The 22,898-nt window shown below is 46.8% G+C and carries 18 protein-coding genes; 11 read left to right on the forward strand and 7 right to left on the reverse strand.

Annotation, left to right across the window (positions count from 1 at the left end):
* Positions 1–283: 283 nt before the first annotated feature.
* Complete coding sequence (locus QUA70_RS08560) at positions 284–658, forward strand: hypothetical protein (RefSeq protein ID WP_333346310.1); 375 nt, start codon at positions 284–286, stop codon at positions 656–658.
* 112 nt (positions 659–770) lie between these two features.
* Here the strand turns inward: QUA70_RS08560 and QUA70_RS08565 are convergent, their stop codons facing one another.
* Complete coding sequence (locus QUA70_RS08565) at positions 771–1,631, reverse strand: Hpt domain-containing protein (protein WP_333346308.1); 861 nt, start codon at positions 1,629–1,631, stop codon at positions 771–773.
* 163 nt (positions 1,632–1,794) lie between these two features.
* Positions 1,795–2,721 carry a DMT family transporter gene (locus QUA70_RS08570; RefSeq protein ID WP_333346305.1) on the reverse strand — a complete coding sequence of 309 codons (927 nt, stop codon included), beginning with the start codon at positions 2,719–2,721 and terminating at the stop codon, positions 1,795–1,797.
* A 273-nt stretch (positions 2,722–2,994) separates the two neighbouring features.
* Between QUA70_RS08570 and QUA70_RS08575 the strand changes: the two genes are divergently transcribed.
* A complete protein-coding gene (locus QUA70_RS08575) occupies positions 2,995–3,795 on the forward strand; it encodes an SDR family oxidoreductase (RefSeq protein ID WP_333326723.1) in 801 nt (266 codons plus the stop codon).
* A gap of 94 nt (positions 3,796–3,889) precedes the next feature.
* Here the strand turns inward: QUA70_RS08575 and QUA70_RS08580 are convergent, their stop codons facing one another.
* Positions 3,890–4,699: a calcium-binding protein gene (locus tag QUA70_RS08580; RefSeq protein WP_333346302.1), complete on the reverse strand. Its 810-nt coding sequence runs from the start codon at positions 4,697–4,699 to the stop codon at positions 3,890–3,892.
* A gap of 308 nt (positions 4,700–5,007) precedes the next feature.
* Here QUA70_RS08580 and QUA70_RS08585 point away from each other — a divergent pair, with 308 nt between their 5' ends.
* The 7 genes from QUA70_RS08585 to QUA70_RS08615 all read left to right on the forward strand — a co-directional run bounded on the left by QUA70_RS08585 (position 5,008) and on the right by QUA70_RS08615 (position 14,879).
* Complete coding sequence (locus tag QUA70_RS08585) at positions 5,008–5,988, forward strand: ATP-binding cassette domain-containing protein (RefSeq protein ID WP_333346299.1); 981 nt, start codon at positions 5,008–5,010, stop codon at positions 5,986–5,988.
* A 222-nt stretch (positions 5,989–6,210) separates the two neighbouring features.
* A complete protein-coding gene (locus QUA70_RS08590; protein WP_333346296.1) occupies positions 6,211–6,999 on the forward strand; it encodes an ABC-2 family transporter protein in 789 nt (262 codons plus the stop codon).
* Positions 7,000–7,301: 302 nt separating this feature from the next.
* Positions 7,302–9,866, forward strand: a complete 2,565-nt coding sequence (gene nirB, locus QUA70_RS08595; RefSeq protein WP_333346293.1) for a nitrite reductase large subunit NirB — start codon at positions 7,302–7,304, stop codon at positions 9,864–9,866.
* Between the two features lie 196 nt (positions 9,867–10,062).
* Positions 10,063–10,422 (forward strand): nitrite reductase small subunit NirD, encoded by a 360-nt coding sequence (gene nirD, locus QUA70_RS08600; RefSeq protein WP_333326733.1) that lies wholly within the window; start codon positions 10,063–10,065, stop codon positions 10,420–10,422.
* 217 nt (positions 10,423–10,639) lie between these two features.
* The gene (locus QUA70_RS08605) at positions 10,640–12,733 is read left to right on the forward strand and encodes a HEAT repeat domain-containing protein (RefSeq protein ID WP_333346290.1); all 2,094 of its coding nucleotides are present in this window, start codon (positions 10,640–10,642) and stop codon (positions 12,731–12,733) included.
* 300 nt (positions 12,734–13,033) lie between these two features.
* Positions 13,034–13,564, forward strand: coding sequence for a peptidoglycan-binding protein (locus QUA70_RS08610; protein WP_333326737.1), 531 nt, complete (start codon positions 13,034–13,036; stop codon positions 13,562–13,564).
* Positions 13,565–13,796: 232 nt separating this feature from the next.
* A complete protein-coding gene (locus QUA70_RS08615) occupies positions 13,797–14,879 on the forward strand; it encodes a patatin-like phospholipase family protein (RefSeq protein ID WP_333326739.1) in 1,083 nt (360 codons plus the stop codon).
* Positions 14,880–15,139: 260 nt separating this feature from the next.
* On the opposite strand, the gene QUA70_RS08620 is transcribed toward QUA70_RS08615, so the two are convergent.
* Together QUA70_RS08620 and QUA70_RS08625 are read right to left on the reverse strand one after the other, a co-directional pair.
* Positions 15,140–16,846 (reverse strand): pentapeptide repeat-containing protein, encoded by a 1,707-nt coding sequence (locus QUA70_RS08620; protein WP_333346283.1) that lies wholly within the window; start codon positions 16,844–16,846, stop codon positions 15,140–15,142.
* 287 nt (positions 16,847–17,133) lie between these two features.
* Positions 17,134–17,550, reverse strand: a complete 417-nt coding sequence (locus tag QUA70_RS08625) for a hypothetical protein (RefSeq protein WP_333326745.1) — start codon at positions 17,548–17,550, stop codon at positions 17,134–17,136.
* A 254-nt stretch (positions 17,551–17,804) separates the two neighbouring features.
* Between QUA70_RS08625 and QUA70_RS08630 the strand changes: the two genes are divergently transcribed.
* Both QUA70_RS08630 and QUA70_RS08635 read left to right on the forward strand, forming a co-directional pair.
* Entirely contained in the window at positions 17,805–19,574 is a 1,770-nt protein-coding gene (locus QUA70_RS08630) for a S8 family peptidase (protein ID WP_333346334.1), read from the forward strand.
* Positions 19,571–19,792, forward strand: a complete 222-nt coding sequence (locus QUA70_RS08635; protein ID WP_333085886.1) for a hypothetical protein — start codon at positions 19,571–19,573, stop codon at positions 19,790–19,792. The genes QUA70_RS08630 and QUA70_RS08635 overlap by 4 nt, the downstream gene beginning before the upstream one ends.
* Before the next feature lie 1,088 nt (positions 19,793–20,880).
* On the opposite strand, the gene QUA70_RS08640 is transcribed toward QUA70_RS08635, so the two are convergent.
* Complete coding sequence (locus tag QUA70_RS08640) at positions 20,881–21,663, reverse strand: SDR family oxidoreductase (RefSeq protein WP_333346280.1); 783 nt, start codon at positions 21,661–21,663, stop codon at positions 20,881–20,883.
* Between the two features lie 214 nt (positions 21,664–21,877).
* The gene (locus tag QUA70_RS08645; RefSeq protein WP_333346277.1) at positions 21,878–22,783 is read right to left on the reverse strand and encodes a nuclear transport factor 2 family protein; all 906 of its coding nucleotides are present in this window, start codon (positions 22,781–22,783) and stop codon (positions 21,878–21,880) included.
* Between the last annotated feature and the right edge of the window lie 115 nt (positions 22,784–22,898).

Genomic DNA, 22,898 nt, shown 5'->3' on the forward strand with positions numbered 1-22,898 from the left:
CAGCCTCAGCCTTTTAAAACTTTTACCGACTTGGCTCTTCTATACTATCGCTTCCCGATGTTAATTATCATAGCAATTGTTGCCATTCTTCAAATATGTTTAATAATTTTCCCAAACTTTAATATTTGTGGTAAAATTTGGCCTGCGGGAAAAGGGGGAGAGAAATGCGTCTCCAGAGCGGCCTACTTAGGGAAATATTAAGTTAAGGTAAGGGTGACAAGATATAAAAGTCAAGTCACGCTAAGCTCTTTAAGTATATCCAACAGGCCCGACAATTAGACTGATGATCGACTTCAATACAGTTACCGAGTTTTCTTGTACCCACTGCATAGCTATCTGTGCCTTTTTAGTTCCGGCAAACTTGCTGACTACTTTGCAGACAGTGATTTTGACAGCACTAAACCGACCTCGAATACAAATTTGGGCGTCTGTGGTTGTCGCCAGCCTTTGGGCTACAGCAATGATATTTCACGTTTTTAGCTGGTTCGCGATCGGGGTAGTAATGCCTCCGACATACATCTTGTTAGTGATGGGAATCACTTGTCTGACAATCAATGTCTGGGCGATCGCTCATCCTACAAGCATGATGCAATTAATTCGAGTTGCGGTATCAGTTTTTAGGGGAGCTTTCAGAAGGAAGAATGATTTAGTTATCTAGAAACTAAAAAAAATGGCTGGGGCTAATGTGAAAGGTTTCAGGGAAAATATTGGTTTCTGAAGCAAGTTGTTCTGGTGCAAAATCGTACTTCCGAGGTATGAGTTTTCAGCGGTTATTCCGGTTCCCGATCGCGACATTGTTCAGGTTCTTCCGGGCCGCGGGGATGGATCGTGCAGTTGAGCAGGTAGCCGCCATCGCTTCTGCCGTAATAGTAGCGGCATCCGGTGCAAATTGCGGGACGTTCGATCGCACGTTGGTAAACCGGATAATCCGCAGTCGCCAGTAGCGAAAAGTCGCGTTGCGTCTGAACAGTCCCGATAAGAGCGCCGGAAAGTTCGACAGCTTGGCGGATGTTTTCGATCCTAGTGTAAGGCGGCAGGTAAATGTCAATACAAAGGCGTAGGCCCTGGCTATCCTGCTCGTGGCGTGTAATAGTGCCTCCGAGCAAACCGACGTGCGAAGCAATAGCGGACGAAAATTCGCTCAGGGAGGTGCAGTAACCGGAGAAAACGTGAATATGTTCGTCCGTAGTAGCTCTCACAGTCAGGCGAGTGGGAATTCGCAATCTCAGGTAAGCGTCGAGTTCGTCAAAAACCGGTTCGGCGAGGGAGAGCATTTGGTTTGCGTCTTCGTGGTTGAGCCCAAAACCCTTAGAAACCTTTGACACGAGGGCTGCTAAAATATCAAAAACTTCGGTTAAGAGCGATTGCAGCCTGCTATCAATGGCGATCGGACATTCTCTGAGCAGCTTTAAATAATCCTCCAACCGATGAGCAATTCGCTGAATGCTGCTAAATCCAAGCATAGCTGCTCCCCCTTTAATCGAGTGCGAGGCTCGGATGAGCTGGTGTAATCTTTGGGGAGCGGGCACGGTGTTTTGCAGATATTGCAAGCCTTGTTCGATAATTTGGATCTGTTCTGTGGCTTCTTCGATAAAGTAGCCGATGATCCGCTGTAGTTGTTCTGGCAGCATAATTTTATTCTCCGAAAGGCACGCGAGTATTATTAGTCATTACTCAGACCTTTGATAGTTTTGAATCGATATTTAACTGACGAGTTATTTTGGTTTTTAAGCCCTAATCTGTTTTATTCTGACTCACGGCAACAGTAGTGGCAATGTCGAAAACTGTTAACTCTTAACTGGTGACAGTGATTTTTTTTACTCCGAAGGTAGCGGTTGCTACCCCCAACAGCAGCACCGCAGCACCTGCGAGTACCGCCGGCCCCGGCACTTCCCCAAACAGCAAATAACCCAAAAAACTCGCCGCCACCGGTTCAAACAAGATGGCAAGAGTTACCAGAGTTGGGGAAATCTGTACTACAGCCCAGTTCAAAATGGTGTGGCCGACTAATTGAGGCAAAGCCGCCGTTAACAAAATATAAAAATATACAATGTCGGGGTAATTAGTATAAGTAGTGCCGAAGGCGAAGGGGAGAGGCAGCAGGACGATCGCAGCCACAGTATAGGCGATCGCGATATAGCCACCAATTCCCAGTCCCCGCCGCTGAGCTTCCCGGCCCAGCAGCAAATACAAGCTGACCGCCCAGGAACCAGCCAGAGCGAGGAAATCGCCAAGGAGTTGGCTGCTGCCAGCATCGGCTGCGCCCGTGCTTCCAAGGGCGATCGCCATTCCCCCAGCAAGAGCTATAGTAATGCCAGCGATCGACATTTTGCTGAGTTTTTCGCCGAACCAGAAGCGCGACAACAGCGCTACCCAGACAGGATTAGTGGTGACAAGAGCAGTCGAGGCGGCGATCGAAGTATAAGAAAGTGAGGTAATCCACAGCGCAAAATGCAGGGCGAGACACAAACCCGCAGCAGCAGCATAGCGCCGAGCTCCCGGTTGCAGGGCTTTCCACTGAATTTTCCGCCAAGCAGGAAGCAGAATTAAAGCAGATAAAGTCAGGCGAGAAGCCGCAAGTACCAGACTGAAACCAAAGCCGCCCGCGCCTGCTTTCAAGTTAGCCAGCCGAATTAAGATTGAGGAAGTTGAGACGGCTAAAACCCCGATAATTAACACTAGGGCGATCGACCAATTCGGCGGTTGTTTCGGAAGATTCATTTTGGGGGAATTGGTAATTGGTAATTGCCTAAAGTAAGATTTACATAGCAATTTTCGCACAAATCCTGAACTCTTTCTCTTCTCTTCCCTTCTCCTCTCTTCCTTCGCGTCCTTCGTACCCTCGCGGTTCGTTAAAAAAAGCCCGCTCGCAAATCACAAAAAATTGCTATACTCAAGAAATATTAATGTAGAGCGCGCCTAAAATTAGATTACCTCTGTTATAGTTTCAATACCGCCGACAACGATTTCTCCACTTACAATTTATAACTATCTATGGCTCCTACAGTTTTGATTACAGGCGCTTCTCAAGGAAGCGGCAAAGCAACAGCAATTTTATTTGCAAGTAAAGGCTACGATGTAGTGATGGTAGCTCGCCAGCCAGAGAGATTGGCAGCAGCAGCGGTTCAAGTGCAGCGAGAAGGCACTTCCGCTGTAGCTATTCCGGGGGATGTTGGCGACATTCAACAAGTGCGCGCGATCGTCCAAAAAGCCCTAGATACCTGTGGCAGCATCGATGTTGTGGTTAACAATGCTGGCATTTGTCTCACGGGGGCGATCGAGCACACTACCTCCGAAGACTGGCAGCAATTAATGAATACCAATTTTTGGGGCTGCGTTAACACAATTCAAGAAATGTTGCCACATTTTCTGGAACGAAAAACAGGGACAATAGTCAATGTTGGTTCCATTGGTGGCAAAATGCCTTTGCCTCAAATGACTGCTTATTGCGCCAGCAAATATGCCGTAACCGGTTTAACAGAAAGTTTGCGCTTGGAATTGGCGCCTCAAGGTATTCACGTTTGCGCCGTGCATCCTGGCCTGATTAATAGCGATTTTTTAGAAAGAGCTCAATTTCGCGATCGAGACGAACCCGCAGTCGAATTGCGTCGTCAGCAAATGAGCAAAATGCTGAAATCTGAGTGGGCAACTCAGCCAGAAGATATTGCTAAAGCTATCTGGGATGCTGTGAAAAATCAGCGTGCAGAAGTTACCGTCGGCCCTGCTTTTTTGGCATCGGAAGCTTATCGGTTGTTCCCCGGTTTGATGCAGTGGGCAATGGAAAAACGCAACTGAAGAACAGGCAAGATGCCTGTTCCACAAAAACTAAGTTTTTTTGTGGAACGGGCATCTTGCCCGTTCTTGAGAGATAATTAATCAATTAGCTGCTTCAAAGCAAAGAACTAGCATTAATAAAACGACCGTTTAAATCGGCTGGGGTCACATTCAACACAGTACCCAACAAAGCATTAGTAAAACCGAATCTAATATTAGTAGCTTCCACACGGCCGTTGCCATCGGGATCGAGACTTTGCCGCGAGATCCCGCCCTTGGCTAACAAACTCGTTCCCCCCGTTATAGTTGCAGGATCGATCAGCAGCAGTCTCGGATCGTTCAAGCTATAACTTACTTCTTCCAAGGAGATATTGCTGCTGGTAAATGCCACACTAATTCCAATCGAATCGCTAGACTTATCAAAATCCACAATTACCGCGTCAGGAACTTCAATTCCAACTACTCTGCTTCCCGCTTGATCGACTCTCAGAACAAATACATCGCTCCCTGCACCACCTTGGTAAATATCCACATCTCTGTCGCCAATTAAAGTATCATTACCGTCACCGCCCACTAACAAATCAACACCTTGTCCTCCGCGCAGGAAATCATTTCCCGCACCCCCATCAAGGAAATCGCTATTTCTATCTCCTGTCAAGAAATCCTCGCCAATTTCTCCCAAAACATCGTCATCATCTTTACCGCCGTAAATAGAATCATTGCCGACACCGCCTAACAGACTGTCTTTACCATCGTTGCCGAAAATCCGTTCTGCATCTGACGAGCCCGTGACAGTATCATTGCCGCCCAGCATCCAAAGTCCCCCAGGAAAACTAGCCAGTTGTCCTGGTGCAAGTGTAATATTTTCAGAAGAATTGTCTCCTAACAAACGAGAGGTGTCTGAATTATCTGGTGTGAGTACCATATTTGTAAACTTTGTGCGATGTGAGCATGGATATTGTGCAATATTCTACAGTTTAAGCTGTCGCGCATTTAAATTGCATATTAGAGGCGGGCGGGACGCCCAACCCCTACTCCCCACAAAAGTTTGATTGTTTTTTGACATACAATTTAAAGGCAGAACAGCTTAATAGGGTGCGCCCGAACACAGTGACTTTCTCACTCGCGATCGAGCAATCCCTGGCGCACCCTACTAGACAGCTCGATCGCTCCATCTTGGCACAAGTCTGATGGAAATACCCTAGATTAAAATAAAAGTTACAATTTGAGCCGATGCCAATTATCTTAGTTGAAGACTTGAGCAAAGTTTATCCAATAGCGATTAAAGAACCGGGACTTAAAGGAACAGTGCGGCACTTTTTTAACCGCACTTACCGCAATATCAAAGCAGTTGAGGGCGTTTCTTTCAGTATTGAACCGGGGGAAGTCGTGGGGTTTCTAGGTGCTAACGGTGCGGGCAAAACTACTACGCTGAAAATGCTGACTGGTTTGATTTATCCGTCTGCGGGTACTGTGAGAGTGTGCGATCGTACTCCTTTCCGTCGCGAAGCCGATTTTCTGCAAAGAATCACCTTAATCATGGGGCAGAAACAGCAGTTAATTTGGGATTTACCAGTGCTTGACTCTCTGCGAATCAATGCCGCTGTCTACGGTATTCCCGATACAGATTATCGGCGGCGAGTCGGAGAATTGACAGAAATGCTGTCACTAGAAGGTAAGTTAAATCAGGCGGTGCGAAAGCTGTCTTTAGGCGAACGCATGAAAGCTGAATTGATGGCCGCACTAATGCACCAGCCAGAGGTATTATTTTTAGATGAACCGACTTTAGGTTTGGATATAAACGCACAGTTTAGCGTCAGGCAATTTCTGCGAGAATATAACGAGCGCTATCAAGCAACAGTGCTGTTGACGAGCCATTACATGGCTGACATTACTGCTTTGTGCAAGCGCGTTTTGTTAATCCATGAAGGGCAATTAGTTTATGATGGCAGTTTGGACGGATTGCTCGATAGGTTTGCACCTTATCGGGAAGTTCAGGTAAAATTAGCTAAGCCGCTGGCAAAAGATAGTGCTTTTGCTTACGGGGAGGTAGAATCTATTGAGGGAAATTCTGTACGGTTTTTAGTCAAAAGGGAGGAGCTGACGGTGAGCGTGGCGAAGATTTTGGCGGAGTTGGAAGTGATAGATTTGACTGTTACTGATCCGCCAATTGAAGAGGTAATCGGTCGCGTTTTCCGCACGGGAAAAGTGTAGAGATTCCCCCCTAGCTCCCTTAAAAAGCAGGGTGGTTTTATTGTCATCCTAGAAATAGGTACGTAGTTGGGCTTTAGCCCTCTTTATATATACGTCTAAAAAGGGCTAAAGCCCAACTACGTACCTTTACTTCTCGTTACCAGGCTCTGCCTGGGAAGGCATATCCGGAGGCTCTGCCTCCCTCTTTTAGTTGGATCGAATATTTTTTTTGTGGCAATTGATATGAAAAAAATCATCAGAATTACTAAAACTTTGTTAGTTACCTACTACGCTTATATGCTCGAATACCGGGCAGAATTGTTTTTGTGGGCGCTGTCTGGAGCTTTGCCGTTTATCTTGATGGGTGTCTGGATGCAGGCGGCCGAGACTGGTCAATTTGGGCTGAAGTCGATCGACTTTGCCCGTTATTTTTTAGCGGCTTTCATTGTCAGGCAAACAAATGTAGTTTGGGTGATTTGGGAGTTTGAAAAGGAAGTAGTGCAAGGCCGGCTATCTAATAGATTGTTGCAGCCTCTCGACCCCGTATGGCATCACTTTGCATCTCACGTTTCCGAAAGGTTTGCGAGGCTGCCCTTTGTATGCGGATTAGTGCTGCTGTTTTTTGCACTTTACCCGCAGGCTTTTTGGCTGCCGAGTTTGGGCAGGTTTTTGCTGTTTTTGTTGGTTATCGTCTTGGCTTTTTGCTTGCGGTTCCTGATACAGTATACCTTTGCGCTGTTTGCTTTTTGGCTGGAAAGGGCAAGTGCGATCGAACAATTCTGGTTTTTAATTTACCTGTTTTTATCGGGACTTATCGCACCGCTAGAAGTGTTTCCCGCACCCGTGCGCGAAGTAGTTTTGTGGACGCCTTTTCCTTATTTGATTCATTTTCCCGCTTCAATCTTGATAGGATTGCCCGTAGATGTAGGCCGCGGTTTGTTGGTAATGTTGGGTTGGAGTGCGGTATTTTTTGTGGGGAATCGCTGGCTTTGGCGCCAGGGTTTGAAGCAGTATTCCGGCATGGGCGCTTAAATAATAATTAAAAATTAGAAAACTGTAAGGTGCGTCACAGTAAAAATGTTAATCGTTTTATCAAAAAGACTTAGCTGACGCACCATACTTAACTGTGGAGTAAATCTCAAATCTCAAATCTCAAATCTCAAATCCACTGACGCACCTACTTAAGTCGATCGCACACATCATGCAAAAATGCAATCGGGAGTATTCGACAATTGCATAAACATCAATTTTTTGTATATATAAGTACAAAAATTTACAATAAAGTCTTATATTAATAAACCCAACGACTGATAAACGGGATAAAAGAGATTCTAATGACAGCCCAAAAAAACCTCATTGTAATCGGCAATGGCATGGTAGGTCACAAGTTCCTAGAGTTAATGGTCAGCTCGGATGCTGCCAAAAACTGGAATTTAATTACTTTTTGTGAAGAACCGCGCGTTGCTTACGATCGCGTAAACCTCAGCGGATTTTTCTCTGGCAAAACAGCGGGAGATTTATCTTTAGTTGCACCCGGATTTTACCAAGAAAACGGCATCCAAATTGACATCGGCGACAAAGCAGTCGCCATTAACCGGGAACACAAAATAGTCTCTTCAGCCAACGGTTTAGAAGTTCCCTACGACAAAATTGTTCTCGCGACCGGTTCCTATCCATTTGTGCCATCAATTAAAGGCAAAGACGCTACAGGAACTTTTGTTTACCGGACAATTGACGACCTGGAAGCGATGTCAGATTACGCTAAAAATTGCCAAACTGGTGTAGTAATTGGCGGCGGCTTGTTAGGTCTAGAATGTGCAAACGCGCTCCAAAATATGGGTCTAAAAACTCACGTAGTTGAGTTTGCATCGCGGCTGATGCCCGTGCAAGTTGACGAGATGGGCGGTGCAATTCTCCGCAGCAAAATAGAAGATTTGGGGGTTTCGGTTCACACCAGCAAATCTACAACAGAAATTGTCAGCGAAGATGGCAAAGTTACTAAAATGCTGTTTGCTGACGGTTCGGAATTGGCAACAGATATGATAGTGTTTTCTGCTGGCATTCGCCCCCGCGACGAAATTGCCAGAAGTTGCGGTATAGAAGTAGGAGAACGCGGCGGCATTGTGATTAATGATAGCTGCCAAACCTCCGATCCTGACATTTATGCGATCGGAGAATGCGCCCTGTATCAAAATCGCATCTACGGCTTAGTTGCGCCTGGGTATACAATGGCAAGCGTAGCAGCAGATATTTTGAGCACTGTAGCGGATGACGGGCAAGATGCCCGTCCCACAAGCACTTTTACAGGTGCGGATATGTCCACTAAACTCAAATTATTGGGGGTGGATGTCGCTAGTTTTGGAGATCCTTTTCCCAAGTCTGGCGATGCTAAAGAAATTGTTGTCACTGACACCTTCCAAGGCATTTACAAAAAATTAGTTTTAAATCAAGACGGCAGCCGAATTTTAGGCGGAATTCTCGTGGGAGATGCTTCGGCTTATGGCACTTTGCTGCAATTCATGCAAAATGAAATTGCTCTGCCGCCGCATCCCGAAGATTTGTTGATGCCACCGCGAGAAGGGGGAGTTCCGGCAGGTTTTGGAGTAGACAGTTTGCCGGATTCGGCTCAGATTTGTTCTTGCAATAATGTTACTAAAGGGCAGATTTGTGCAGCGATTCGCGATCGCAATTTAACCGATGTTGCCAGCGTCAAGAAATGCACTCAAGCTGGGACGGGCTGCGGCGGGTGCGTGCCTTTGGTGACGGATATCTTCAAGGCGGAGATGAAGAAAGCTGGGTTTGCCGTCAAAAATCATCTCTGCGAACATTTTGAATATTCTCGTCAAGAATTGTACCATTTGGTGCGCTCTCAAGAAATTAAAACCTTTGAGGAGTTGATTGAAAGACACGGCAAAGGTAAGGGCTGTGAAATTTGCAAACCCGCTGTTTCTTCGATGCTGGCTTCTACTTGGAATGACCATATTTTAGAGAAGCCTCACGTCGCTTTGCAAGATACGAACGATTACTTTTTGGCAAACATTCAGCGCGATGGTACTTATTCGGTGGTGCCGCGAATACCGGGGGGAGAAATCACTCCCGATAAGTTGATTGTTTTGGGGGAAGTTGCCAGGGATTTTGGGCTTTATACTAAGATTACTGGCGGGCAACGCATTGATTTGTTTGGAGCTCGCGTGGATCAATTGCCGCATATTTGGCGTCGGTTGATTGATGCGGGATTTGAGTCGGGACACGCTTACGGTAAGGCTCTGCGTACTGTCAAATCTTGTGTGGGTAGCACTTGGTGCCGCTTTGGGGTGCAGGATTCTACGAGTTTGGCGATCGAGGTTGAATTGCGGTATCGTGGTTTGCGATCGCCCCACAAGCTCAAATCTGCTGTCTCTGGTTGCACTCGCGAATGCGCGGAAGCTCAAAGCAAGGATTTTGGGATAATTGCTACTGAGAATGGTTGGAATTTGTATGTGTGCGGCAACGGGGGAATTAAGCCACAGCACGCGGTTTTGCTGGCGACGGATATCGATAAGGAAACGCTGATTAAGTATATCGATCGATTCTTGGTTTTCTACATCCGCACGGCCGACAGATTGGAACGCACTGCTACTTGGTTGAACAAACTTGAGGGCGGGATTGAATACTTGAAACAGGTAATAATTGAGGATTCTCTGGGCATTTGTGCTGAATTAGAAGCGCAGATGGAACATTTAGTGAATACTTATCAATGTGAGTGGAAAACGACGATTGAAGACCCGCAAAAAGTGCAGCGGTTCCAGCATTTTGTGAATTCCGATTTGCCAGATCCGAGTATTGTTCGTGTTGCGGAACGGGGACAAACGCGGCCTCCTTACGAACATGAAAAATCTTTGGTTGGAGTATCGGAATAATCGATCCCCCCTAGCCCCCCTTAATAAGGGGGGGACAAGAGTATTAATCTCGTTCCCAGGCTCTGCCGGGGAATGAATTCCGGGAGGCTCTGCCTCCTTCCGCGAGGCATCCTAGAACCGTGAGGCATAGCCTCAAAACCTACGTTATCAGGCAGAGCCAAGGAACTAGATTGAAGTAAACTAACAGGAAAAGAAAATGGTTCAATCATTATCGGTTTCCGATACAGTAACAACTTGGGTAGATGTGTGTTCTCTCGATGCGATCGCCCCTTATACTGGAGTTTGCGCTTTAGTAGCAGGCGAACAAGTGGCCATTTTCCGAGTGGGAAACGGGGATGAAGTTTATGCGCTTAGCAATTACGACCCGTTTAGCAAAGCTTTTGTTTTGGCGCGGGGAATTGTGGGCGATCGCAACGGCACTCTCAAAGTTGCTTCTCCCATTTACAAACAAAACTTTAGCCTTACTACCGGGCAATGTCTGGACGATGAAACGGTAAAAATTCCGACTTTTACGGTTCGGGTTGCTGCCGATCGCGTCCAAGTAGCTGTTAGTTAGATTCAGCGGCTTAATTGTTCGATCGCCATCCGCCACCACCTAACATTCCTGTGGGTGCTGGCGGATTTTGCATTGGGACGCTCCAGAGTCAGTATTTTTCGTATAAAATAGAGTCGATTGGCTCCATACTCCAGGCTCGGTCAAAAAAATCTAAACTAATACCGGAGCTGATGCGAGGATTGTCAATGCAAACAAACTTCAGGGGCAGGGTATCGGTATGTTGTTAAAAAAACTTGTTTCCGAAAATAATCCCCAGACTGTAGCAGAGTTAATCCATGCCCAACTCAAAATCGGTCAACTGACTTGGGGCGAACTCAACGCACAAATTTTCGGCCAGCACTGGCGGGACGCATCTTTGCACGAAGTCCTCAGAGAAATTGCAGCCAAGCTCGACAAAGAAACAGCGAGCGAAATTATAGAATATCTCACAGATCAAAACGGTCAACCAGAAAAATTTATTAATTTGTTTTTAGCAGCGCAATGCCTGTTAAAAGTTAAAAATGATGTTAATAAAAAAACAGAAAAAAAACTGTTAAACGCTTTAAAAAAGTTATCGCAATACGGTACGGGTTTCCTGATTCTTTATCAAAGCGCTCAAGAATTGCAGGAAACTTATCAAATTCGCAATCGATCGATCGCGGCGATCGCCCAAACTTGGAAAAACGACCCGCAAACCCTGCCTTGGCTGAAAATACTCGCTCACTCCAGCGACTGTGGCGAAGTCCGGGCCACAGCAGTCGAAGCAATAGCGCGTGGTTGGCCAGAGCAGCCAGAAATTTACCTGATGCTCAAAAACCTCGCCAAATCCGATGGAAGCTGGGCAGTGCGATCGACCTGTGTGCGAGAAATGGCTTGTGGTTGGTCAGACACGAGCGATACCTTGCCGCTGCTGACTGCCTTGGCTCAGTTTGATCAAAGTCCCGCAGTTCGCACCGCAGCACTCCAACAGTTAGCCTCTAATTGGCCCGATCGCACAGATACCTTGCTGCTGCTGAGAAACGCCGCCGAATCCGACGAAAATTTGGGAGTGCGAGTCGCAGCGTGGCAAGAAATAGCCAGACGTTGGCACAGCCTTTTAGGCACGGCCTCCCTGCTCAAAAACCTTGCCCAGACAGGAAGTTCTATCCTGCGAACCGTAGCGGTGCGGGAGTTGGCAGCGGGCTGGCCTGCTGCAGCCGACGTTTGCCTCTTGCTGAAAACCCTAGCCGAATCCGACAGCAGCAAAGAAGTGCGGACAGCAGCCTTAGAAGAATTGGCCTCGCACTGGCCCGACGAACCAGACATTTACCCGCTGCTGAAAACTAAAGCCGAGTCAGACGCGAGTTCGAGCGTCCGGCGCGCAGCAGTGCAAGCAATTGCCTCTGGCTGGCCCGGGAACCCCGAAACTCTGACTTTTTTGAAAAATATAGCATTGGGCGATCGCGACGCCGACCTGCGCGAAATAGCCCTAAAACAGATAGCCGCAGGTTGGCCCGACCACCCAGAAACCCTGCCCCTGCTGAAAAAAATAGCTGATTCCGAGGATTACTGGACTGTGCGGCAAGTAGTAGTGGAAGCTGTCGCCGCACTGGCGTCAGCCAGTCTCGAAGTCTTTGCTTGGTTGCAAAATCTCGCCGAGTCAGACAGACACCTCAACGTCCGAGAAACTGCGGTGGAAGAGATCGCAAAACGCTGGTCTCACCGGGGCGAGACGCTGCCTTTCCTCAAAAGCCGGGTCGAGTTGGAGCATGATGCTCACTTGCTGAGCGTGCTGATGCGATCGATCGTGCGGCGCTGGCCCGACGACCCGGAAACCTTGCCTTGGCTGAAAATTGAGCTCGATTCTGGGGAAGCGCTAGTGAGGGAAGCGGCGGTGCTTGAACTCGCTTATAACTGGCCAGATAATCCTGAAACTTGGATGCTGCTGGAGGCTAAAGCAGAGGGCGATGAGAGTCCCGCTGTCAGGCAAATCGCTTTGCAAAACTTAGCGCGCGGGTGGACAAATCAGTCTCAAACTTTCGAGTGGCTCAAAAGTAGAGCTCAAAAAGATGAAGATTCGCAGGTGCGGGCGATCGCCCTGGTAGAGTTAATGCGGGGATGGAAAGACGAGCCGGGAATGTTTGAGTTTTTGCGCGATCGAACTTTGAGCGATCCTGAAAATCAAAACGGTTCTTTTCCTTACAATCCCAGATTTACAGCACTCGAAGCGATTATCGAACATTATCCCGAAAATCCGGGAGTTGTGCCCTTGTTGCGATCGCTTGCAGTTTCCGACGCAGAAGAGCAAGTGCGGGCCTTAGCGGGTCGCCGGCTACGCAGCCAAGAGTGGTAAGTAGAAACAATCCTTTAGACACCTCGGAAAATTAATCATGCCTGCTCTTATTTCTGGAGTTTGAGGAAGCTCCAACTTTAGATGTTTAGGCATAACTTGTCTTCATTGCACTCTTAACATTCTTTCTGTATATCATTCCGGCGCAGCCGGAAGAGATATTAACAGTTAACACTGGGACTAACTCAAACGAGTGACACTCAAATGAGTGACACTCGAAAAAGTGACTGTGCATCCACAAATCCCACCAGTTATACCTGAAATATCAAACACCAAAACTTAAATGTTGAAAGGAACCACCTTATGTACACCGAAGAAAGAAGCTTGAACAATGAAACTATGGCTCTCGTCGCCGATACTACTTCTCAATCAACTCTGGCATTTGCTGAAACCACTGGAGTAAACAAACCCACATTACAAATGGGTTCAACAGGTCAAGCTGTCAAGGAACTACAACAGCTTCTATATCATTGGGGTTATTATTTCGGGCCGATTGACGGTATTTTCGGCGTCCAAGTTCAAAACGCGGTCAAAGGCTATCAACACCGCGTCTTTTTAAAAGAAGATGGGATTGTCGGCCCTATCACTTGGGAAGCACTATACTCTGGTGCACCTGTGAATATGCCGGTAGTCATGAAGGGCAGTTCTGGTAATGCTGTTAAAATTGTTCAGAATGTCTTGAAAATCAATGGATACTATTTCGGATTCATTGACGGATTCTTCGGGCCGATGACAGATGTAGCCGTGCGACAATTGCAACTGAGCAAGGCTTTACCGCAAGATGGAATTGTCGGCTACAGAACTTGGCACGCCCTCAGCAAGTTACCCCACTAATGACGGGTTGGATTCATATCTATTCCGGTTGCATAAGCGAAATAATTGTTGACTGTTGACTGTTTAGTCCGGAACCAAAAACTGAATGATTGAGTGTTAACTGTTGACTCGATTTTATTATTCCGATGCAACCGGAAACCATATGATGACGTTGGCTGTTGGTATTTTGATGCTGTATGAGTTAGTTTCAGTTTTGTTGACCATTTAAGCAATATCTAAAGGAGTACGTGTGATGGGTACTAAATTCAAGAGAAGAATTCTCTCAATTGATGGTGGTGGTATTCGGGGTATTATTCCTGCGATCGTTCTCAACTACATTGAAGAGCGCACAGGAAAACGCATAGCAACAATGTTTGATTTTATTGCAGGCACTTCAACAGGAGGAATTTTAGCACTGGGTTTAACTAGAAAGAACTCAGACTCTAGCATCAATCTTGAGCCAGAGTATACCGCTGGCGAACTTGTAAATTTCTATCGCAAATATGGACAAAAGATTTTTAATGAGTATGTTCCACTGGATTTTGATGATTTGCTACAACCCAAGCACAACCCAAAAGGTAGGCAACAAGTTTTAAAGGAGCTTTTAGGTGAAGCTAAGGTTGAAGAGGCATTACGAGAAATTTTCATACCGAGCTATGATATAGAACTCAGAGCACCAATTTTTTTTACAAGCAATCGGGACGCAGAGGAAATCGAAAGTTTTCATAGTCGCAAAGTATGTAGCGGATTCAAAATGTGGGAGGCAGCAATGGCAACTTCTGCAGCACCGACATTCTTTCCACCCTACCAACTCGAAACGGGACATAATACCGATGAGGGATATTACGCTTTGGTAGACGGCGGAATCTTGGCAAATAATCCTGCTTCACTTGCAATGATGGAGGCGATGATTTCTTACAAGAAAAAGACTGGTGAAGAATTACACCGTAAGGATACTCTTGTTGTTTCCTTGGGTACTGGCTCCCTCACTAAGAAATATAAGTATAAAGACGCAAAAAATTGGGGACAAATCAAATGGGCTCTTCCGTTACTTAACGTTTTTCTAGATGGTCAAAGCGAATCTGTTGCGTATCAGCTCAATCAGCTAATGGTGACTAAAGGAGACAAAGAAAATAACAGAAACTACTATCGTTTTCAACTTCAATTGAGTAGCGAGAATAGTCACGATCAAATCGACAACGCAAGTCCCAGTAATATTGATTACCTAGAGAACCGAGGTGAAAAACTGATTGAACACAGTAAGAAAGATTTGGATGAGTTGTGTAAGCTTTTGAAGGAGGAAACTGAACTATATTCTAATCAACCGGACAGTTAAATCGAGATCCGGTTGGAGGATTTTTAATGGGGGTAAGATTTTGTGTGTATTCATTCCCAAAAAAGGACGCTCGCAAACTGCACTGCTTCCCCCATTACCGAACACCGATCGCAATCCGAAGCTGTTTTCTCCCACGTGAGCAACTGTTCCCGAAAAACTTGGTATTGCTTGCGCCGCTGCACGATGCTTGCAGTTTCCGACACCGACAAGCAAGTGCGGGTATTAGCCGATCTCCGGCTGCAAGTGTTAACAATTAACTGTTAATCATTGATTAAAAGGGCGATCGCATACCGCACCGCTTCCCCCATCATTGAACAACGAACGCGATCGGAAGCCGTTTTCTCCCACCTGAGCAACTGTTCCCGAAAAGCCGGGTCTTGCTTGGCCCGCTGCACGATCGCCTGGCTGATGACTTTCTGTTGAATCTGCTCTGTCGGGATACCTTGCTGCTTCAAATAATCCAACAGCCGCTGCACGCTTTCGGCGAATTTATCCGGCGTCTGAGACATCAAAATAAACGAAATTTGGCGCACCATCCGCTGGTAGATTTCCTGTCTTCTGAGCAATATTTCCTTGTGACTCGGCTCCGCCGCCGCACTGTTACTAGGAATAGCCAAGTCTAGCAAACCCAAAATTTCAGCGTCCTTGGCTAAAACCTTTTCCAACATATTTGGATAAAGCTCCAAAATACGATCGCCCAAAATCTTGCCGTTCACCAAACGGTTCGCGCTCAGCCTCAGTAAACTTTGTTCTCCCGCAGACTCAAAAAATTGAACGTGCAACTTAAGTTCGCGGCTCTCCAACTCCACTCGACGCATCGTAAAAACCAAAGCCTCCCAATTAGGAGATTCCGCAAAACACACCTTCACAATAGAACTGTCCTCTTGATGCTGCCGCCCCAATTCCCCAGACTCAAAATCGCGATCAACAGGAAAGCGATTTGCCGCAACTTTCGCAGTATAATCAAACTGAGTAAAAACATAGTTGCAGTCAACTCTCGACAGATCGACATCTTGAACTTGCCAATTTTGAATGCAGCAACCCGTAAGTTGGGCCCCCTCCAAATTCGTCCGAATCAAACGGCACTCAATCAAACAAGCTTCTCTTAAATCCGCCTCACCCAACATCGCATCCATCAAATAAGCGCCACTCAAATCAGCTTTCCGCAAATCTGCACTGCGTAAATTAGCTTCGCTCAAATCCGCCCGCAGCAAATACACTCCTTGCAGGTTAGCTCGCAGCAAAAGTGCCTTCTTAAAACTCGCTTTCAATAAATAAGAACCCGCCAGATTAGCTCGACTCAAATCAGCGTTATCCAGCACCGCCTCAGTCAAATCCGCCCCCGCCAGCACAGCTCGGTGCAAGTCAGCGCCCGTCAGATTTGCCGATCGCATTTGAGCGCCATTCAAGTCAGATTCAATCAAATTTACACCGATTAAAATTGCCGATCGCAAATTCGCTTCCACCAAATGCGCTTCCCGCAAATTAGCGCCCGTTAAATTAGCACCAACAAGACTGGCGCGGTTAAGATTGGCCTCCATCAATTCCGCCGCCATCAACTTCGCACCGTCGAGTTTAGCCCCGGCAAAATTAATTTGGTCAGATTTAACTCCTTGAAGATTAGCACCGCCCAAATCCGCTTCCGGGAACGCGGCCCAATTGAGCTCTGCGACTTCCAAACAAGCAAGGCGCAAATCCGCTTTAGCAAGATTTGCCCCGCTCAAATTTGCCCCGCTCAAATTCGCCCCGCTCAAATTCGCACTGCGGAGATCCGAGCGGCGCAAACAAGCCCCTATCAACTTGGCATTGCTCAAAAAAGACCAGCTCAAATTAGCACCGGTCAAGTTAGCACCAGTGAGGTCTATTTCTCGCAGGTTAACACCGCTTAAACTAGCGCCGCTGAGGTCAATGTGACCAAAGTTGCGCTCTCCCTGTTGATAGCGCTGTAAAAATTCTTGTGTTTGCATTCCGCAGGTTTGGGGGCTGGCAATTTAGCTGTTTTAGGACGCGCGGTTCAATAACTTTAACTCTAAGGTGTGCACGGAACACGATCGGGCTAGGCATGGGGAAACTACCTCTACTACTTACTGGCAGAACTCACGTCCTCCGGGTGATCCGTACCCCCTTTACCCTTATAGATAGCAGCTCAAAGGATTTGTTACGTAAGTTCTCTTTCTACTACCAGCTTGACAGACTTTCGTAACTTCAAGTAGCAGAGTTGATATCTGATACGCTGCCCCGTCGGAGAGTGTTTTTACCTAAAGCGCTGCAATTCTTGCTGCAAGTAGTTTCCCCATTTAGTCGCTAGAGGAATTTCTGTAAAAGGAACCTGCACCGCAGCAGCATCTTTCAACAAAAATTCGAGGGCGATTGGACTTCCCGAACTCGGCGGCGACTCTAAATCAACTGCCTGAGAGTTGACTAACAACCGCAGCGACTGCACGTCTTTTAAAGAAAAAGTTTGCAAATTCACAGGCCCGCTGCGAGTAGGTTTTCCCCAAGTTAAACTGTCTTCTTGCTGACCGAGTACAGCATAAATATCGTACTTGGCTTTAGCGAATTGTTCGGCCCAGACGCGATACGCTTCCAGCTTTTGATACTCGTTCCATCCAGCCCAAGCTAGAGAAATAAAAATTGCCAGCAGCGGCAGCCACATTAAACCTCTTTCCATGCAATACCCTTGTTGAAAATAGTCCAGGTTCTGTTTCTCATCTTCTCTCATGATACAATTAATTGAACTCCTCAAACTTGCTCTGCAATTTAAACTACAAATTAGAGCAATTTTTGTTCGAGCAACAGCCACCCCCGAAAACTACCAAACGCCCGCGTGCGAGATATCCACAAGCCGCAGCAAGGAAAACTGGCGCTGGCGGTGAAAATTGGGTTATTGTGGTGAACACGCCTTCCCTAAACGGACGATCGGCAATGAAAAAGTTTTTCCTTCTGTGCTTATTTTTAATCGGGCTCGGCTGGGCGATTTCTAATTTCCCAGGACTTGCTACTCAAGGCACTTACGACTCGATTGTGCTGGATTTCCGCGAAGATTTGGGTGCTGCTGAGATTGCGAAAGAAGTAAATGCGATCGCCCAACAGTACCAAGTCGCACCGCAACTCAACAGCGAATTCTCAGCGGCAGACAATGTATATGTAGTTAAGGGCGATCGCACTTTGCTAAAAGCCCTGAGAAAATCGAATTTGGCTAAAGATACCGAATACATTGAACCGAACTTTGTCTACAGCGCTTTCGAGATTCCCAACGACCCCATGTATACCAAGCAGTGGAATCTCCGCAGCATCAATGTAGAATCTGCCTGGAACGAAACCAAAGGCAGCGGCACAACAGTAGCGATAATTGACACGGGTATTACTCCAGTCGCTGACTTAAAAGAAACCAAATTTGTACCGGGCTACGACTTTGTAAACGATCGCGCCGAAGCCTACGACGACAACGGCCACGGTACTCACGTCGCAGGTACTGTCGCCCAATCAACTAACAACAATTACGGCGTCGCAGGCATTGCCTACGAAGCAGCTTTAATGCCGCTAAAAGTGTTAAGCGGCAGCGGTGGCGGCACGGTTTCTGACATCGCCGAAGCGATTAAATTTGCTGCTGACAACGGCGCAGATGTCATCAACATGAGTTTAGGCGGCGGTGGCGAAAGTCAGTTAATGTCCGAGGCGATCGACTACGCCCACTCTAAAGGCGTTGTGATCATCGCAGCCGCCGGCAACTCCGGCGACAGTTCCGCTTCCTATCCCGCCCGCTATCCCCACGTCATCGGCGTTTCCGCCCTCGGCCCCGACGACGAAAAAGCCTCTTATTCCAATTTCGGCGCAGGGGTTGATATTGCAGCCCCCGGCGGTTCTGAAATGGGCAAAATCCTGCAAAGTACGATCGACCCGGAAACCGGCGCCGAAGTCTTTGAAGGCTACCAAGGCACTAGCATGGCTTCTCCCCACGTTGCCGCCGTTGCAGCCCTTGTCAAGGCTTCCGGCATCACAGAACCAGACGAAATTCGCAGCGTACTCTTGCAGTCCTCGCGAACTGTCACTGAAGATCCGTTAAACCATTTTGGTTCAGGACACCTAGACGCAGCCGCAGCAGTTCAGCTAGCCCAGCGCGGACAAATCAACTTCCGCGATTTCTTCCGCTGGTTGCGCGATAACGGCTATCTCAGCCCCCGTTTCTGGATTGACGGCGGTGCAGTTGCCCTGTTGCCTAAAATTGCAATGGTGCTCGGTTCTTACCTGCTGGCTTTCTTTATGCGGAATTATTTTCCGTTCCAGTGGACTTGGGGCTTTTCTGGGGGCTTGATGGCTGGTAGTTCTGGGTTCTTTTTCCTGCGGAACTTGTTTGTATTTGACTTGCCGCAGTGGCCGCTGCGGGTGATGGGAAGTTCTATTCCCGAACTCGGCGGTGCAATTAATGGCAGCAGTATGCTGAATCCCTTTTTTGCTAGCGTTTTGATTCCTGGGATTTTGATTGCTTTGCTGTTGGGACATCAACAGTGGAAGTGGATCGCGATCGCAATTTCGATCGGTTTTGCCAGCAGTTTAGCAGTGAATGCTTTTGTGTCTCCCGCAGTCTGGGGATTGGGCACAGGTTTTGTATCACAAACATTCTTGATTGTCAATGCTTTACTGTGTTTCGGACTGGCGCGTTTAGCAATTAAAACAGAGGTGCGATCGGCATGAGTATTACTGTCAAAGGTGAAATTGAACGCAAAGGATTAGGCCCGGGTACTTGGGCTTTGGTTGGCCAAGATGGGGAAACTTACGAACTTAAGGATGCTCCTTCTGACTTGAAAAAAGCTGGTTTGAAAGTCAGCGTTAAAGGTGAAGTCCGCAAGGATGTGATGACTTTTGCTATGATCGGCCCGGTGCTTGAGGTGCAGTCTTTTGAGGTGTTGTAGGTTGATCGACTAATCCAGCTTTCGAGCAGAAAAAACCCCGGCCAAAATTGGCTGGGGTTTATTAATCAGGGTGCATCTACTAATTTAATCTCCCGCCTCATATCACCTCTTTCAGGACACTTTGGCAGAAGTTCCTATAATTTGTGGTGAGGGCGTGTGATCGCAAAAAAAAACCGGCCAAAATTGGTCGGGAGTTAATTAATCAGGGTGCATCTACTAATTTAGTCTCCGGTTCGAGGTGCACCTATTCCGGACTGTTTGGGAAAATTTGGGAAAATTAGCGATTTTGGCTGTAATACGCAAAAAAAAACCCGGCCAAAATTGGTCGGGAGTTAATTAATCAGGGTGCATCTACTAATTTAGTCTCCGGTTCGAGGTGCACCTGTTCCGGACAGTTTGGGAAAATTTGGGGAAATTTGTAGTTTGGGGTGCGATCGCCCAAAAAAAAACCCCAAACCAAAATTGGTCGGGAGTTATTTAATCAGGGTGCATCTACCAATTAAGCTTCCTAAGAATTCCAGCGCAATCCGGACAACCTCAAACTTTATTCAGCATCACCGTCGATACCGCAAAAAAACCCCAAACCAAAATTGGTCGGGAGTTAATTAATCAGGGTGCATCTACCAATTAAGCTTCCTGAGAATTCCAGCGCAATCCGGATAACCTCAAACTTTATTCAGCATCACCGTCGATACCGCAAAAAAAAACCCCAAACCAAAATTGGTCGGGAGTTATTTAATCAGGGTGCATCTACTAATTTAATCTCCCGCCTCAAAACACCTCTTTCAGGACACTTTGGCAGAATTTGCGATAATTTGTGGCGAGGGCGTGCGATCGACAAAAAAAACCCGGCCAAAATTGGTCGGGAGTTAATTAATCAGGGTGCATCTACTAATTTAGTCTCCGGTTCGAGGTGTACCTGTTCCGGACAGTTTGGCAGAATTTTGGAGAATGTGTGGCTAAGGGTGCGATCGACAAAAAAAACCCGGCCAAAATTGGTCGGGAGTTAATTAATCAGGGTGCATCTACCAATTAAGCTTCCTGAGAATTCCAGCGCAATCCGGACACTTACCACTAAAAACTCAAAACTATTTTCGGTGAACCAGAGTGGCACTAGCTTGGTCTGTCGGAACTAGCAAGATTTCGCTAATATTGACGTGGGGCGATCGCGTCGCGCAAAAATACACCACATCCGCTACATCGTCAGCAGTCAGTGGTGTTAATCCTTGATAGACATTTTTGGCTTTTTCTGAATCGCCGTGAAACCGGACATTGCTAAATTCTGTTTCCACCAAACCCGGCTCTATTTCCGTCACCCGCACTGGTGTTCCCAAAAGGTCTTGTTTCAACCCTTCAGAAATAGCTCTCACTGCTGCTTTGGAAGCGCAATAAACATTGCCTTTCGGATAAGCTTGGCGGCCTGCTATTGAGCCGATATTCACTACATGGCCCCGTTCTCGGCTTACCATTCCCGGCACGATCGCGCGAGTCATGTAAAGCAAGCCTTTAACATTGGTATCAATCATTTCTTCCCAATCTTGGAAGTTGCCTTCGTGTAGTTTGTCTAAACCACGGCTCAATCCCGCATTATTAATCAGAATATCGATGTTTTTCCAGGCATCGGGAAGCGCAGCTATCGCCGATTCCACTTGCGGGCGATCGCGCACGTCCAATTCTAGCAAATAAATCTCCTTCGCCGACGCAATCGATTTTGTTTCTACAAGTTCGTTTGCCAGTCGATCGAGCTTTTCAAGACGGCGGGCTGCTAAAATTAGTTTGGCTCCACCTTGGGCGAATATCTTGGCACAGGCTGCTCCGATACCGCTACTCGCACCTGTAATGAAAACAATTTGATTTTGGATAGAAATCATTTTTAATAAGAAACAAGATGTATTAAGCGCAGAGGACGCAGAGAGAAGAGGGAAGAGGGAAAAACTTAGTTTTTAGTTGGCATAAAATCAAGTTTGGTCACTTAACCATAATTTATGTAAGGGCTGGTTTACCTGATTCTCTCATTTGTATTAGAGATTTTAATGAACCTGCCACTACATAAATTACCTACATAATCCATAACACCTACTTTTATTACTTGACAACCCGCAATCGCACACTAACCGTTGCAATTCCGCCTTGTCGCATCAAAACTGCTGAAACCCACCGATTTTCGGGCGTAGCCGGAGCTTTACCTACTTTAAAAATCCCCCCGGAATTTAGCAACTCCAGCTCGACTTCTGAGGAATTAAAAAAGGTTTTTTCGGTAATGGGTTCCTCCAAAACACTCCCTATTAAAATATCATCCCCGATCGGCTCTCGCACAATGGCATCAAAATGGTACTCTTCGCCCACCTTAACTTGATCCGGAAAATTCACTTGAATTGTGGGAGGATTTTGGCCAGAACTAAGCTGAGTTTGTTCTGCTAAAATCTCTTGACTAACTATTTTTTCACCTTCAAAGCGCTGCTGGGAACGGATGGTAGCTTTGAGAGTTAACTCTCTGCCATCCTTTTTTTGAGTGCCGGCAATTGTAGTTATGGTTTCTGCGAGAATCGCGCTACCTTCGGTTTTCCAAGATTTGATCTCGGTGCGGTAATTTAAACTCGGATATCGATCCCAGAGTTGGGTGAGGGCTTTTTCCATGATGCGGCTGTTTAAGCCGTCAGAATGAGTGAAATTCGGGCTGTAAAATGCCATGACTGCTTTGATATCGCGTCGGTTGGCTGCTGCGTCAATTTCTGTTAGCAGTTTTGTAAGTGGGGCCGGCGCATTTGCAGGGGTTTGGGCGATCGTTTGGGGACTCGCCGCGATCGCACCGATCGCTCTTACTGCACTCGGATGCAGTACGCCAGCACTTACCACTGTTAAACATAACAACATTTGAGCGATCGACTGCCCGCAGTTAAAGCCAAAAACGATCGCCCGATCGGCTTTTTCTTCCCGACGGCTGGAAAAATACTGAGATACACTTGGCACTAAATTCAAAAAATTACGCATTAGGTGATAATTTGGTTATCTGTCAGGAGTCGTGGCACAGGCAACTGTTCGCCTGCAACGAAAACTGACAACGGAAGGACGGACACGGCACAATCTAATTTTAGATTGCTGATTG

It is taken from the genome of Microcoleus sp. LAD1_D5 (assembly GCF_036702115.1).
Lineage (GTDB): Bacteria > Cyanobacteriota > Cyanobacteriia > Cyanobacteriales > Microcoleaceae > Microcoleus.